This window comes from Saccharothrix sp. CCNWYY140 (genome assembly GCF_037401995.1).
Classification (GTDB): Bacteria; Actinomycetota; Actinomycetes; order Mycobacteriales; family Pseudonocardiaceae; genus Actinosynnema.
The window spans coordinates 94,094-107,949 of sequence record NZ_JBBEGC010000001.1; the positions used below are offsets into that span (position 1 = coordinate 94,094).

The 13,856-nt window shown below is 70.7% G+C and carries 12 protein-coding genes; 3 read left to right on the forward strand and 9 right to left on the reverse strand.

Annotation, left to right across the window (positions count from 1 at the left end; translation table 11 throughout):
* Positions 1-210 precede the first annotated feature (210 nt).
* The 3 genes from WBN91_RS00405 to WBN91_RS00415 all read left to right on the forward strand — a co-directional run bounded on the left by WBN91_RS00405 (position 211) and on the right by WBN91_RS00415 (position 4,681).
* On the forward strand, positions 211-1,665 hold the full coding sequence (locus WBN91_RS00405; RefSeq protein WP_337721839.1) for a family 43 glycosylhydrolase: 1,455 nt from the start codon (positions 211-213) through the stop codon (positions 1,663-1,665).
* Between the two features lie 110 nt (positions 1,666-1,775).
* On the forward strand, positions 1,776-3,257 hold the full coding sequence (locus WBN91_RS00410) for a family 43 glycosylhydrolase (protein ID WP_337721840.1): 1,482 nt from the start codon (positions 1,776-1,778) through the stop codon (positions 3,255-3,257).
* Between the two features lie 38 nt (positions 3,258-3,295).
* Positions 3,296-4,681: a glycoside hydrolase family 43 protein gene (locus WBN91_RS00415; protein WP_337721841.1), complete on the forward strand. Its 1,386-nt coding sequence runs from the start codon at positions 3,296-3,298 to the stop codon at positions 4,679-4,681.
* A gap of 118 nt (positions 4,682-4,799) precedes the next feature.
* Here WBN91_RS00415 and WBN91_RS00420 read toward each other — a convergent pair whose 3' ends face one another.
* The 9 genes from WBN91_RS00420 to WBN91_RS00460 all read right to left on the reverse strand — a co-directional run bounded on the left by WBN91_RS00420 (position 4,800) and on the right by WBN91_RS00460 (position 13,619).
* Complete coding sequence (locus tag WBN91_RS00420; RefSeq protein ID WP_337721842.1) at positions 4,800-6,152, reverse strand: hypothetical protein; 1,353 nt, start codon at positions 6,150-6,152, stop codon at positions 4,800-4,802.
* A gap of 213 nt (positions 6,153-6,365) precedes the next feature.
* On the reverse strand, positions 6,366-7,511 hold the full coding sequence (locus WBN91_RS00425) for a GTP-binding protein (RefSeq protein ID WP_337721843.1): 1,146 nt from the start codon (positions 7,509-7,511) through the stop codon (positions 6,366-6,368).
* Positions 7,512-7,661: 150 nt separating this feature from the next.
* Positions 7,662-7,982 (reverse strand): hypothetical protein, encoded by a 321-nt coding sequence (locus tag WBN91_RS00430; protein ID WP_337721844.1) that lies wholly within the window; start codon positions 7,980-7,982, stop codon positions 7,662-7,664.
* A gap of 29 nt (positions 7,983-8,011) precedes the next feature.
* A complete protein-coding gene (locus WBN91_RS00435; RefSeq protein ID WP_337721845.1) occupies positions 8,012-8,809 on the reverse strand; it encodes an ABC transporter permease in 798 nt (265 codons plus the stop codon).
* The gene (locus WBN91_RS00440) at positions 8,806-9,570 is read right to left on the reverse strand and encodes an ABC transporter permease (RefSeq protein ID WP_337721846.1); all 765 of its coding nucleotides are present in this window, start codon (positions 9,568-9,570) and stop codon (positions 8,806-8,808) included. Before WBN91_RS00440 ends, WBN91_RS00435 begins: the two co-directional genes overlap by 4 nt.
* Positions 9,570-10,514, reverse strand: coding sequence for an ABC transporter ATP-binding protein (locus WBN91_RS00445; protein WP_337721847.1), 945 nt, complete (start codon positions 10,512-10,514; stop codon positions 9,570-9,572). The genes WBN91_RS00440 and WBN91_RS00445 overlap by 1 nt, the downstream gene beginning before the upstream one ends.
* A complete protein-coding gene (locus WBN91_RS00450; protein WP_337721848.1) occupies positions 10,511-11,620 on the reverse strand; it encodes a hypothetical protein in 1,110 nt (369 codons plus the stop codon). The genes WBN91_RS00445 and WBN91_RS00450 overlap by 4 nt, the downstream gene beginning before the upstream one ends.
* On the reverse strand, positions 11,617-12,786 hold the full coding sequence (locus WBN91_RS00455; protein ID WP_337721849.1) for a M16 family metallopeptidase: 1,170 nt from the start codon (positions 12,784-12,786) through the stop codon (positions 11,617-11,619). The genes WBN91_RS00450 and WBN91_RS00455 overlap by 4 nt, the downstream gene beginning before the upstream one ends.
* A complete protein-coding gene (locus tag WBN91_RS00460; protein WP_337721850.1) occupies positions 12,783-13,619 on the reverse strand; it encodes a hypothetical protein in 837 nt (278 codons plus the stop codon). The genes WBN91_RS00455 and WBN91_RS00460 overlap by 4 nt, the downstream gene beginning before the upstream one ends.
* Positions 13,620-13,856: the final 237 nt, after the last annotated feature.

Below are 13,856 nucleotides of genomic sequence, written 5' to 3' on the forward strand. Positions count from 1 at the left end.
GCGCTGTGTTATCGCTAACAACGTCATTGTTCAGACAGGACGTGGGTGACCAGCCCGTTTGCATCGCTGATGTGAACGCGCCGGACAGCAACAATCAGTCGACGCCGACCCCGGAAGCGCAACTTCTCGAAAGTAGGTCTTGAGCTGCCGGGACGGTCGCTGTTAGCGTTCACACCCCCGCGTCACCTCGACCCACGATGGAGTGGACCGATGAACGCTGCTGTTCCCAAGCGGTTCGTCCGCAGACTGGCCGTAGTCGCGTTGGCAGTCGCGACCGCGTTCTCGGGCCTGGTGGTGGTGATGCCCGCGGCGCACGCGTCGCCCGCCGTCCGGTTCACGAACCCGTTGGCGGAGCAGCGGGCGGACCCGCACGTCTTCAAGCACACCGATGGCTTCTACTACTTCACCGCGACGGTGCCGGAGTACGACCGGATCGTGCTGCGCCGTGCGACCACGATCCAGGGACTGGCGAGCGCGCCGGAGACGGTGATCTGGCGCAAGCACGCCACCGGTGAGATGGGCGCGCACATCTGGGCGCCGGAGATCCACTTCATCAACGGCAAGTGGTACGTCTACTTCACCGCCGGGCGGTCCGACGACAAGTGGCGCATCCGGATGTATGTGCTGGAGACCGCCGACCCCAACCCGATCACCGGCACCTGGGTGGAGCGCGGGCGGATCGTCACGCCGTGGGACACGTTCTCGCTCGACGAGACCACGTTCGTGGTGAACGGCGTGCGGTACCTGAGTTGGGCGCAGGCCGAGCCCGGCGGCGACTCCAGCATCTACCTCGCGCGGATGGGCGCCGACCCGTGGACGATCACCGGGACGGTGACGAAGCTGACCTCGCCGACGTTGACCTGGGAGACCCGCGGGGTCAGGGTCAACGAGGGACCGGCGGTGATCCAGCGCGGCGGCCGGGTCTTCCTGACCTACTCCGCCAGCGCCACCGACGCGAACTACTGCCTCGGCATGCTTTCCGCGTCGTCGACGGCCGACCTGCTCAACCCCTCGTCGTGGACCAAGAGTCAAACCCCGGTGTTCGCCAGCAATTCCGCGACGAGCCAGTACGGCCCCGGCCACAACTCGTTCACCGTCTCCGAGGACGGGCAGAGCGACATCCTCGTCTACCACGACCGCAGCTACCGCGACATCGTCGGTGACCCGCTCGCCAACCCCGACCGCCGCACCCGCGTGCAGAAGATCTACTGGAACGCCGACGGCACACCGAACTTCGGCATCCCGGTCGCCGACGGCGTCACCCCGGTGCGGCTCAAGTCGTACAACTTCCCTGACCGGTTCGTGCGGCACTGGGAGTACCGCGCCAGGGTCGAGGCCGGCGTCAATCCGTTGGCGGACTCGCAGTTCCGGATCGTGACCGGCCTCAACGGCGCCGGCACGGTGTCGCTGGAGTCGACCAACTTCCCGGGTTACTACCTGCGGCACCGCAACTACGAGTTCTGGGTGCAGCGCGACGACGGCACGGCCTTGTTCAAGAAGGACGCCAGCTTCTTCCAGCGCGCCGGCCTGGCCGACAGCTCGGCGGTGTCGTTCGAGTCGCAGAACTTCCCCGGCCGCTACCTGCGCCACAACGGCACCACCGTCAACCTGACCACCGCGACCGACACGGTCGCCCGCGCCGACTCCACGTTCATCCTGGAGTGATGCTCGCCGCTCCACCCGACCGTCGAGCCGGTCACGCCTGTCCCTGTGTCGTGCAACGTGGCCGTGCGCGCCCGCACGTGTCCGAACCCTGTGGCACCCCTGGAGTGGTCATGCTGCCTTCCCGGTCCCGTCCATCCCCGCGACGCCTGCTGTCGCTCGTCGCGGCCTGTCTCGTGGCGCTGTCGTCAGTGCTGATCGGCCAGAACGTGGCGGTCGCGGCGCCCGGCCCGTCGTTCGTCAACCCCGTCGTGCCGCTGCCGAACAGTGCGGACCCCACGCTGGTCACCTACAACGGCGCGTACTACTACGTGGCGACGACGTGGACCTCCGACATCGTGATGCGGAAGTCGACCACGATCGCCGCCCTGCGCAGCGCCCCGGAGCAGCGGGTCTTCACGGCGACCCAGAACGAGGGTTGCTGCACGATGTGGGCGCCGCACCTGGAGCAGATCAACAACCGTTGGTACATCTACTACTCGGTGCAGCCGAAGGAAGGGTTCGGCGAGCGCCGCACGCACGTCCTGGAGAGCGCGGGCAGTGACCCGCTGGGGCCGTACACCTACCGCGGCATCCTCAACCTGATGCCCAACGGCGGCTGGGCGATCGACGGCGCGGTGCTCAAGCTCAACGGCGCCAACTACTTCCACTTCTCCGCGTTCGGCTCGGACGGCCTCCAGTCGCTGTTCATCGCGCCGATGGACACGCCGTGGTCGGTCTCCGCGTTCGGCACCCGCATCTCCGCGCCCACGCTGGCCTGGGAGCGCCAGGAGGGCAACGTCAACGAAGGCTCGTTCGCGTTGCAGCGCAACGGCCGCACGTTCCTGACCTACTCGGCCAGCGCCTGCTGGGGCCCCAACTACAAGCTGGGCATGCTGGAGTACAAGGGCGGCAACCCGCTGGCGGCGAGCTCGTGGACGAAGTTCCAGGACCCGATCTTCCAGCGCAACGACGCGAACGGCGTGTTCGGCCCCGGCCACCACTCGTTCTTCACCTCGCCCGACGGCACCGAGACGTGGATCGCCTACCACGCCAACGATTCCGCGTCGCAGGGCTGCGGCACGACCCGCACCACCCGCGTCCAGAAGATCTCGTGGAACGCCGACGGCACGCCGAACCTGGGCACCCCGGTCTCCACTTCCACCGTGCTCCAAGGCCCCTCGGGTGAGACCGGCGGCCCGGTGGCACGCGTGCACATCAAGAACCGGCACAGCGCCCTCTGCCTGGACGACTACAACTTCGGCCTCAAGCCCGGCTCCGAGGTCCGCCAGTGGACCTGCAACACCGCGTCCGTCCAGGACTGGTACCTCACCCCGAAGGGCGACGGCTACTACGAGATCTTCAACGGCTACAGCGGTTTGTGCCTGGACAACAAGGACTTCGCCACCGCACCGGGTTCGCCGGTGCACCAGTGGACGTGCAACGGCCTCGCCGTCCAGCAGTGGCGGCTGACCACCACCAACGGCCGCACCACGCTGGTCAACAAGCACAGCGGGTTGTGCCTGGACAACTACAACTGGGGCACCCAGCCCGGCGCCGAGATCCGGCAGTGGACCTGCAACGGCCTGGCCGTCCAGCAGTGGGACCTGGCCTGATGCGCACACAGCGGCACGGATCGCGGAAGGTGACGACGATGGTACGACTCGCGCGACTGGCCCTCTGCTGGCTCGCCACCGCAGCGCTAGCGGTGGGCGTCGGCAGTGCTCCCGCGCACGCCCAGGCAGCCGACGCCGCCTACGTCATGGGGTACTTCAAAGAATCCCCGAACGGCTCGGGCAACGTCAACGCCGTCCACCTCGCCGTCAGCAACGACGGTCTGGAGTGGACACCGCTCAACGACAACAACCCCGTCCTCACCCCGACCGCCGGGACCAAGGGCATCCGCGACCCGTTCATCACCCGGCTCAGCAACGGCACGTGGGTCGTGCTGGCCACCGACATCCCGGTGGGCGGCTCGTTCACCAGGCCCAACCAGAACATCCACGTCTGGACCTCGCCCGACCTGGTGACCTGGTCGGCCGACCGGCTGCTCAACGTCAACTCGACCAACACCACCTCCTTCAGCTGGGCGCCCGCGCTCCACTGGGACCCGTCGCGCAACGCCTACGGCATCACGTTCTCCACCATCCCGCCGGGCCGCTCGCACGCGGTGATCTCCGTCGCCTACACGACCGATTTCGTCACCGCGACCGCGCCGGTCGTGTTCTTCGACCCCGGCACCGCCGTCATCGACTCCCACGTGATCACAGGCGTCAACGGGACGAACTACCTGTACTACCGCAACGACGCCACGACCGGGATCTTCGGGGCCAGGTCCACGTCGCTCCAGCCGGGCAGCTTCACCCCGTACGGCTCGGCCATCGGCGACAACCGGTGCACCGAGGCGCCGACGCTGGTCAAGTCGCTGACCGCGAACAAGTGGTGGCTGTGGGCCGACACCTATTGCCCCAACGCCAAGTTCGACCTGTGGGAGGGCGACCTGGCCGCGCCGACGTGGACCAAGGTCGGTCGCCAGTCCTACACCGCGCCACTGAACGGCAAGCACAACACCATCCACCCGATCACCACCGCCGACCGCGACCGCCTGCTGGCCCGCTACGGCGGCACGAGCTGGAACCGGCTCAAGTCCCTCAACTTCCCGGGCCACTACGTCCGCCACGCGAACTCCATCGGCCGCATCGACGAGCAACCGTTCGAGCCCTACCAGGACTCCCAGTGGCGGCTGCGGCCCGGCCTGTCCGACCCGAACGCCGTGTCGTTCGAGTCGGTCAACAGGCCCGGCTACTTCCTGCGGCACCAGGGCTTCGAGGTCAAGCTCATGCAGAACGACGGAACGCCCGGCTTCGCCGCAGACGCCACGTTCACCCGGACCGCGGGCCTAGCAGACGCCTCTTGGTCGTCATTCCGCTCGGTCAACTACCCGACCCGCTACCTACGGCACTGGGCCTTCGCACTACGCATCGACGAAATCACAACCACAACCAGCCGCGCCGACGCAACCTTCCGCGTCGTCTACTGACCCCCGGCAACAGGCAGGTTTCCGCTCACCACGAGGACCGCATCAGCGCCGCCGCCATCCGGCGGCGGCGCTGGATCCTGGTTCGAGTCTCAGCGCGGCTACGGGTAGCCGGCGGTGGTCACTTCCAGCGATGCCACTGGGCGGTGGCGTCGGACTGGTAGAGCACGACGTTGGAGTCGTTCTGGACGACCAGGCGGTCGCAAGTGGTGTTCCAAGTGTTGGTGTGCCACTTGGCCACGCCGTCGGCGGTGTAGAGGACGAAGTTGCCGTCGTGTTGGAGGACCGCGTGAGTGGCGCCGGAGCCGTTGGTGTGGGTGTGCCACAGCGCCTCGCCGGTCGCGGTGTAGAGCACCAGGTTGCCGTCCGACTGCATGACCAGCCGGAACCTGCCGTCCCGCGAGGTCCGGTACTGGCCGGCGGTCAGCTTCTCGCCGCGCACCACCCGGTCGCCGCCGGGCGCGGGCTCGCCGGTCGTGTCGTGGATCGAGATGTACTGGCCCGCGCTGTGGATCATGTAGAACTCGGTGCCGTCCGGCGTGAAGGCCACGTGCGTCGGGTAGCTGTCGGCCGGTTCGGTGGCGGCGATCGTGTTGGTGGCCACGTCGATCGCCAGCAGGGTCCTCCCGTAGAAGCTGGTGACGAGGACCTGGCGACCATTCGGCGCGGCGGCCAGACTGCTGGGCGACCCGGCCACGTCGATGGTGGCTCCGACGTAGTGGCCCGCCGTGGCGATCATGTACACCTTGTTGTCCATGTAGCTGGTGGCGTACACGCGTCGGCCGTCCGGCATGACGACGATCCGGCTGGGGGTGGTGGGCAGCGGCACGGTGGCGATCACGCTGTCGGTCGCGGTGCTGAGCACCACGATGCTGCTGGTGCGGTAGTCCGTGAAGTACGCGCGGGAGCCGTCGGGCGTGACCGCCACGTCCGACAAGGTGACGTAGCCGATGTCGACCGCGCGGGCGACGTTGGTCGCGGTGTCGATCACCGACAGGTAGTTGGCGCCGGCGACGTAGGCCTTCTTCCCGTCCGGGGTGACGGCGACGGCGCTCGGACCGACCAGCGGCAGCACCGAGATCCTGGTGACCGCCCTGGTCGCGGTGTCGATCGCCAGCACCGAGCCCTTGTCGGTGTTGAGGTCGCCGTGATCGGCGAGGTAGGCGGTGCGGCTGTCCGGGGTGAACGCGATGCCACCGACCCTCGCGCCGGCGTCGATGACACCGCTGATCGTCCTGCTCGCGGTGTCGATGACCGTCACCGTGCGGTCCTCCGCGCTGGTGGCGTACGCGAAGGCCCCGTTCGGGCTGACCTCGACCGCGACCGGGTACTTCCCGACGCTGAGGTACGCCGGCCGGTCGGAGCCCACCGCCACGGCCGGCACCGGCGCGACCAGACCCCCGACCAGACCCGCGACCGCGAGCAGGCCGACCGCCGCCGATCTCGACCGGATTCTTCGGGTGTGACTGTGCATGCCGCATCTCCCCCTTGGCCCGTTGTTCGCAGGCAACCGCAGTCGTCGACCACACACGCCGCTGCGTCCTTTTCGCCCGGATCCTGCCAGATGGGCATGCCCTCCTGGGGGAGTTGTGCTGTCGAGCAACGACAGGCCGTCCACGGCGGCTGATGTGGAGGCGGTGCAGGCGCACCCACGGCGGCTGACCGGCGCGGTGCGGGTCCGGACCCCTCAGCGCGCCGGGCCGGGGAGGACGTGCTCGTGGTCGTGCGGCTCCAGGTCGTCCCACGGCGGCAGCGGGTCGTCCAGCAGGCGCCACGCGGCGGGACCGGCGGCCAGTTCGGTGTCGGTGAGCAGCGCGGGGTCCAGGCGGCGGCGCGGTTCGTCGGGATCGAGGCCGATGCCGATGAACACCAGTTCCTGGCGGGCGGTGTGGCCGTCGAGCAGTTCGCCCGGCTCGATGGTCAGGTTCGGTCCGGCCTGGGACCACACGGCGAGGGTGTGCGGGCGGCTGGCGATGTGGCAGAAGCCCTTGCTGCGCACCACGCCCCGCCAGTCGGCCAGAGCGGTGGCCAGGCGGGCGGGGTGGAAGGGCCGGTCGGCGCGGTAGGTGACCGAGCGGATGCCGTACTCCTCGGTCTCGGGGGTGTGCGAGCCGGCCAGTTCCTGGGCCCACCCCGGTGCGGTGGCGGCGGTGACCGGGTCGTAGCGGCCGGTGTCGAGCACCTCGGCCAGGTCGACCACGCCCCGGTGCGCGCGGACAAGCCGGGCGTTCGGGTTGAGCTCGCGCAGCAGGCCCTCGGTGGTGGCCACCTGCTCCGGCGTGGCGAGGTCGGTCTTGTTGAGCACCAGCACGTCGGCGAACTCGACCTGGTCGACCAGCAGGTCGGAGATGCCGCGTTCGTCGTCCTCGGCGGCTTCGAGGCCGCGTTGGCCGAGCCGGTCGCCGCGGTCGATCTCGGGCAGGAAGGTCGAGGCGTCGACCACGGTGACCATCGTGTCGAGGCGGGCGTGGTCGGACAGGCTCGTGCCGTCCTCGAAGGTCCACTCGAACGTGGCGGCCACGGGCATCGGTTCGGAGATCCCGGTGGACTCGATGAGGATGGTGTCGAAGCGGCCCTCCCGGGCCAGTTCGCCGACGCTGTCGAGCAGGTCCTCGCGCAGGGTGCAGCAGATGCAGCCGTTGGTCAGCTCGACCAGTCGTTCACCGCCTCGTCCGGAGACCAGCGAGGCGTCGATGTTGACCTCGCTCATGTCGTTGACCACGACTGCCACCCGGCGTCCCTCGCGGTTGGCCAGGACGTGGTTGAGCAGCGTGGTCTTGCCCGCTCCCAGGAAGCCGGACAGCACGGTGACGGGAACACGTGGAGAGGACATAACGCAAACGATAACCGTATTCATCTGCGCTCGGCGACCAGGAGGTCGATCTCGCCTTGGTCCGACATCGCGGGCGGACACCGGTCAAAGCCGCGGACAGGTGCACGTCCGAAAAACCGTGGTCCACAGCGGTTCTCATCGCCCATCGCGTCACGACCGCCGCGTCGACCAAAGGTCGCTGAGGTAGAGCACCGGCGCGGCGGCAAGTTCCGGCTCCGCCTTGAGGTGGTCGAAGAACTCCACGCCGAACGCCTGCTCGAACGTGGTGCGCCCGGTGCGCACGGCCTCGTCGAGCCGGTGCCACGCCGTCACCATCACCGGATCGGTGAACACCCGCGCGAAAGCGCTCAACGACCCCGCGCCCGTCGACCGCAGCAGCAACCCGGCCTCCGTGAGCGCGAACCGACCCGCCCCTCGTTCGACCACCAGTCCCATCGCCGTGGCCGCGCGCAGCACGGCCGCCCTGGGCACCGTCGCCCGCTGACCCCCACCATCGGGCGCTACTCGCCGTACTCGATGGACCCGTCGGCACGCCCGCTCTCGGCCAGCCACCGGAACGTCGACGCGGCGACCAGCAGCCACCCGACGAGGACGCACAGCTCCCACCCGACCGACACCAGCACCCGGTCCGCGGCAGCACCGGCGAGCAAGTCGCGCACGGCGTGCAACCCGTGTGTCAGTGGCAGCACGGACGTGACGGCCTGCACCGGCTCCGGCCAGAAGGACGTCGGGACCTGCACGCCGCAGAACACCATGAGGCTGAGGCCGGCGAGGTTGCCCACCAGGTTGCGCAGTTCCATCTTCCTCAGCACGAGGCCCGCGAGGGCCAGGCCGAAGCAGTACGCGGACACCGAGATCAGCAAGATCACCGGTACGGCGGTGAGCACCCGGGACAGCGGCACGCCCAAGCCGAACAGCGGTCCGAGCACCAGCAGCGACACCGAGGAGCACACCGTGCCGTCCACGATCCACTGCGCGCTGCGCCCCGCGAACACCACGAACGGGTGACTCGGTGAGGCGATGAGCAACGGCAGCGTGCCCGTCTGCCGCTCCCACGACGTCGACGCGCACACGAGCATGGACACCATCACGGCGATGAAGACCGCGTTGCCCACCAGCAGGAAACGCGTCTTCTCCGGGGAGTCGAGCAGTCGGCCGATGATCGCGAAGAAGGCGACCTGCACGATGATCCGCGCCAACCAGGCGAACCCCCAGGTCCGCCACGTGTAGATGGTCCGGAAGTCCGCCAGGGCGCTGACGAGCGCACCCCGCATCACGCGGGCGTGGTCCCTGATCACGCGAATCCCATCGTTCCGTCGGCGCGCACCCGGTTCACGATGCGGGAGAGCGCGTACAAGCCGGCGACGTGGGCGGCCACGCCGAGTCCGAGCACGACCGCGATGCGCGCAGCCGCGTCGGGGACGGGCGCCTGGCCCAGGCTGTCCCGGATCAGGTCGGTCGTCCACGACAGGAAGACGACCCTGGCCAGGGGCTGCACCCACTCCGGCAGCAGCGCCACCGGCACGACGGCCCCGCTCAGCAGGTAGAACGGGTAGGACAGCGAGTTCTGGAACGTGCGCGCGGAGCGGGCGAGCACGAACAGGCCCGCGAACGCGGTCGCCGTGCCCACCATCGCGACGACCGTGGCGGCCAGGGTGCACGCGAAGACGCCGACGTGGTGGACCTGGGGGCGGACGCCGAACACGAGCCACGCCACCAGCGCGCTCTCCCCCAACGAGAGCAGGCTGACGACCGTCGTCGTCACCGTCCGGCCCACGACCACCGCCGTCAGCGAGCCGGGCGCGGCGACGAGCGCCTCCAGGGAACCGTTCTCCCGTTCACCGGAGACGACCTCCCCGGAGACGAGCAGTGCCATGTTCCACACGGCGATCACCGTGGCGGCGAGAACGGCGTGGGCCGCGAGGTCCGCCCGGCCGGCCGCGACCATGATGGAGACCAGTGCGAGCGTGAACAGGGGTGCGGTGATGAGCGCGTGCAAGTCGGCGAGGCGTCGCAGCACCAGCGCCTGGAAGACCACCGCGGCGAAGAAGGTCCGCATCACCGCACCCGGCTGCCGCGGTCGCCGATGACGTGCAGGTAGACCTCGGTGAGCGAGGGTCGGCCGGTGCTGACGGCGGTCACCCCCGCCTCGACGAGCGCGCGCAGCACGCCGGCGGTCGCGCCCTCCGCGCCCGTCTCGACGGTGACCTCGTCCCCCACGGCGGTCACCGAAGTGACACCGGGCAACTCGCGGATCGCCGTCAACGTCGGTTCGGGCACACCTCGGGCGACCACGCGTTCGTAAGTGCCCAACCAGCGCCCGATGGTGCGGGGGTCCTCCGTGGTGACGATCCTGCCATTGTCCACAAGGGACACCCGGTCACACACCGCCTCGGCCTCGGCCATGTCGTGGGTGGTCATCAACACCGTTCTGCCCTCGGTGCGCAGTTCGTCGACGAGGGCGCGGAAGTCGTGCGCGGCCACGGGGTCCATGCCCACCGTCGGCTCGTCGAGGATGACCACGCGGGGATCGCCGATGAGCCCGCGCGCCAGGTGCAGGCGCTGCTTCATGCCGCGGGAGAAGCGCTCGACCCGTTCGTCGGCCCGGTCGGCGAGCCCCACCCGGGCCAGCAGCCGCTCGGTCCGTTCCCGGCCCACAGCGGTGGGTTGGCGGTACAGGGCCGCCCAATAGCGCAGGTTCTGCCGTGCGGTCAGCCGCCCGTACAAGCCGCGCTCGCCGCCGAAGACGATGCCGATCAGGCCGCGCACGGCACGGGTGTCGGCGACGACGTCGTGGCCCAGCACGCGCGCGGACCCCGATGTCGGCAGGAGGACCGTCGAGAGGATCTTGCACAGCGTGGTCTTGCCGGCGCCGTTGGGGCCGAGCAGCCCGTGCACCTCGCCTTCCCCGACCGACAGCGACAGCCCGTCGAGCGCGACTCGCGGCGGTGTGCGCTTGGACTCGTAGACCCTGCGCAGCTCGACGACCTCCACGGCGTTCACGGACGTGCCCCCCGCGCGTCGAGCCGGTCCAGTTCGGCCAGCGCGGCGTGGTAGTCGTCCTCGTCGACCAGCGGGGTGTCGACGGCCATGAAGTCGCCCACGGGGGTGATCAGCAGAGCGCCGCCGGCGTAGCGGTGGACCCGGATGCCGGGCAGGTCCGAGCGCCATGCGGTGCGCCGCAACAACAATCCCCCCACGAACCGGCCCGATTCGAGCGCGTCGCCGATCCGGTCCTCGTCACCGGGCGGAGGCGGTGGTGTCCACGCCGCACGGCGCGCGCGTTCGACCTCGGCCGCGTCGCGCAGACCGGGCAACGCGGGCGCCAGCGCTCCGAGCACACCGGCCTCGTCCGCGAGGTCGAACAGCTCGACCAGTTCGGGGGCCAGCAGCAGACGGCGGGCCGCGTCGACGAGGTCGTCCACGGCGAACCGCTCGACGCCGCCCACGACGGCGATGTCGAGCACGTCCTTGGCGGAGAACGGGCGCTGGAACCGCTCCTCGCCCAGCGCCAGCAGGTCGGCCACCGAGCGGTCCGCGGGCAGGCCCGACCGGACCGGGACGGCCCCGCCGTCGCCCGCGAACGGGGTCGTGCAGATCTCCACCTTGAAGTCGTTGTCCAGCACGGGATCGCCGGCCGGCCACTCGAGCACGACGAGCACGGCGCGCTCGTCCCGCCCGAACACCGAGAGGTTGATCGTCTCCACCGGGTGCCGGTCGAGCACGACGGCCGCGGCCCGCCACAGCGTGGCCTCGTCGGGCACGATGAAGTCGATGTCGCCCACCGCGCGCTCCACGCCGTCCGGGTAGAACTCCGCCAGCGAGGGACCCTTCACCACCCGGCCCCCGGTCGCGGCGACCATCGCTTCGACCGTGCCGGCGTACGTGGCCCTGCGCGTCCTCGCGCGGCGCAGTTCGTCGCCGGATCCGCTGCCGAGCGCCAACCCGTCGCGTGCCAACAACGACAGCACCGTCACGGGCAACGCCCAGCCTTGCGCCCTCGCCGCGCGCAGGAGCAGGCGCGGGTGCTCGTCCAGGTCCACGCCGAGCACCCGGGCGCACAGCGCCAGGTCGAGCGTGACGGGTTCGGTCCTCGTCGAGGCTGTCATTGGGTGCCCTCCGGACGGACGACGGCCAGTAGTTCCTCGCGCACGTGCGCGGCTGCGGCGGCGACTTCGTCGGCGGTGACCGCGCGCAACCGTTCCAGTTCGACCTCCGGCGACCAGTCACCCGTGCCGTCCAGGACGCGGTCCGCGGTCATCCGGGCGAGCTGCCCGGGGTCCTCCGCCTCCAGCAGCAGGCCGGTGCCGACACGGCGCACGGCGGCAGCGAGCGCACGAGCTCCGACGGCGCCGCCGGCCACCCGGTCGAGCACGTCGGTGACCGCCTGCGCCACGCGCGGCGCCGTGCCGGGCTCGACGCCCACCAGCACCCGCCAAGCGCCCGCTTCCCCGTACCCGCGGTCCCACGTCTCGAACGAGTGCCCCAGTCCCAGCACCCCGCGCAGCTCCCGGAACAGCAGCGACGCGGAGGACGTGCCGAGCAGGTGGGCGAGCAGGTCGAACGCCGGTCTGCGGGGGTCGTGCGCGGCCGGGGAGCGCGCGCCCAGGCACAGCCAGCCGAAGGCGTCCGGCCAGCGCGGCTCCGAGCGCCGCGGCGGGCCGAGCGGGGCCGGTGGCCGCACGAGAGCGGGTCGCCCGCCCGGGTCGGGGACGTCGGGGCTCGTGGGTCCGACCACGACGAGGACCGCGCGGCGGCGCGCGAAGACCTCGGCGTGGTGGGCGCGGAGGTCGGCGAGGTCGGTGCCGGTGATGCCGGCGGGAGTGCCGCCCACCGGCCTGCTCAACGGGTGGTCGGGGAACAGCGCGTCGAGCACCGCGTGCTGCGCGGCCTCCACGGGGTCCGCGTCGACGCCCGCCAGTTCGGTCGACACGACCGCCCGTTCCGTGCGCAGGGTGTCGGCGTCGAACCGAGGCCTGAGCACGGCGTCCACCAGCCGCTCGACGGCGTCGGCGGTGTCGTCGGCCGCCACCCGGACCAGGAACCGGAGGCGGTCCAGCCCGGTCTCCGCCACCACCGTTCCGCCGTGCTGCTCGACGTGGTCGAGGAACGGGACGCCGTCGGCGGTCGGCGTGGTCATCAGCAGGTGTTCCAGCAGGTGCGCGAGACCACCGCGCTCGCCCGGGTCGTCCCGCGAGCCGCAGTCCACGGTCAGGCAGATCGCGGACGTGCGCAGCCGCGGGTCGGGCACCGGGTGGTAGCTCGACCGGGTCACCGGACACCCCCGCCGGGCCGGGCCGGCGGCAGCGACCAGTAGCCCACGTCGGGCAGCCAGCCCTTGGCCAGCAGCGCGGCGTGCACGGCGTCGGCGGAAGCACCCCCGCCGGAAACGTGACCGCGCAGGGGCAGCCCGAGTTCCCGGGCGACCCGGACCGCCGCCGAGGTCAGCGCCGAGCCACCGCCCGCGCCCTCCGGGAGCAGGTAGAGGTCGAACAGCTCCAAGCGCTCCTCGCCGGTCAGTTCGTCCACATCGGACAGGAGCGTGAGGTGGCCGGCGAACGCCCCGTCGCGGTGCGCGAGGAAGACGGCCCCCGTGTCGACGGCCGCCTCGTAGACCGCCCTGGCGTGCTCGCCGAACACGTCCTCGCCGACCGCGGCCCCGGGGTACCCGCGGACCAGTGCGCGGACCAGCAGGTCTTCGACGTCGGCGCGGTCCGCGGGCCGCGCCCGCCGCACCGACCACCCCGGTGGCGGGGCGGTCACCGCGACCTCCGGCCCGGCGACGACGTACCGCATGTGCGGTCGTGCGTCCGGGTGCGCCGGCGTGTGGCGTACCGCGAGGAGCAGTTCGTCGCAATCGGGGTGCCGGTCACGGGCCACGCGCAGCACCTCGTCCACCACCTCGGCCGGGAGCGGGACGTCCGGCCGGACCGGGACGACCAGCACGCGCGAGGTCCCGGTGATCTCGTCGTCCGCCCGGGTCATCACCATCGGCACCCCGCCGACCAGCGGCACGAGGTCGGCCGCCACGAGCGTCGCCGCGACGTCCGGGAGGACCCGCGCCCGGGCCAGGTCCGCGATCAGGGTGGGGGAATCGGTCGAGGACATCGCTCTCCACGGTGGGCGTGGGGGGCGGGAATGCGCGCCCGCCCCCCACGGGGAATCACTTCTTCTTGACAACGACCTTCGGACGCAGCGTGGCAACCATTGTTTTCCTCCTCGTCGTGACGAACCGGAACCGGCGCACCGGGATCCGGTGACAGAACGGGGACCGGCGCACCGAGCGACGAAATCCCCCCTGGTGAAGCCGGCGGACTCGGAATAACGCCCCCCGACACCGCCGAT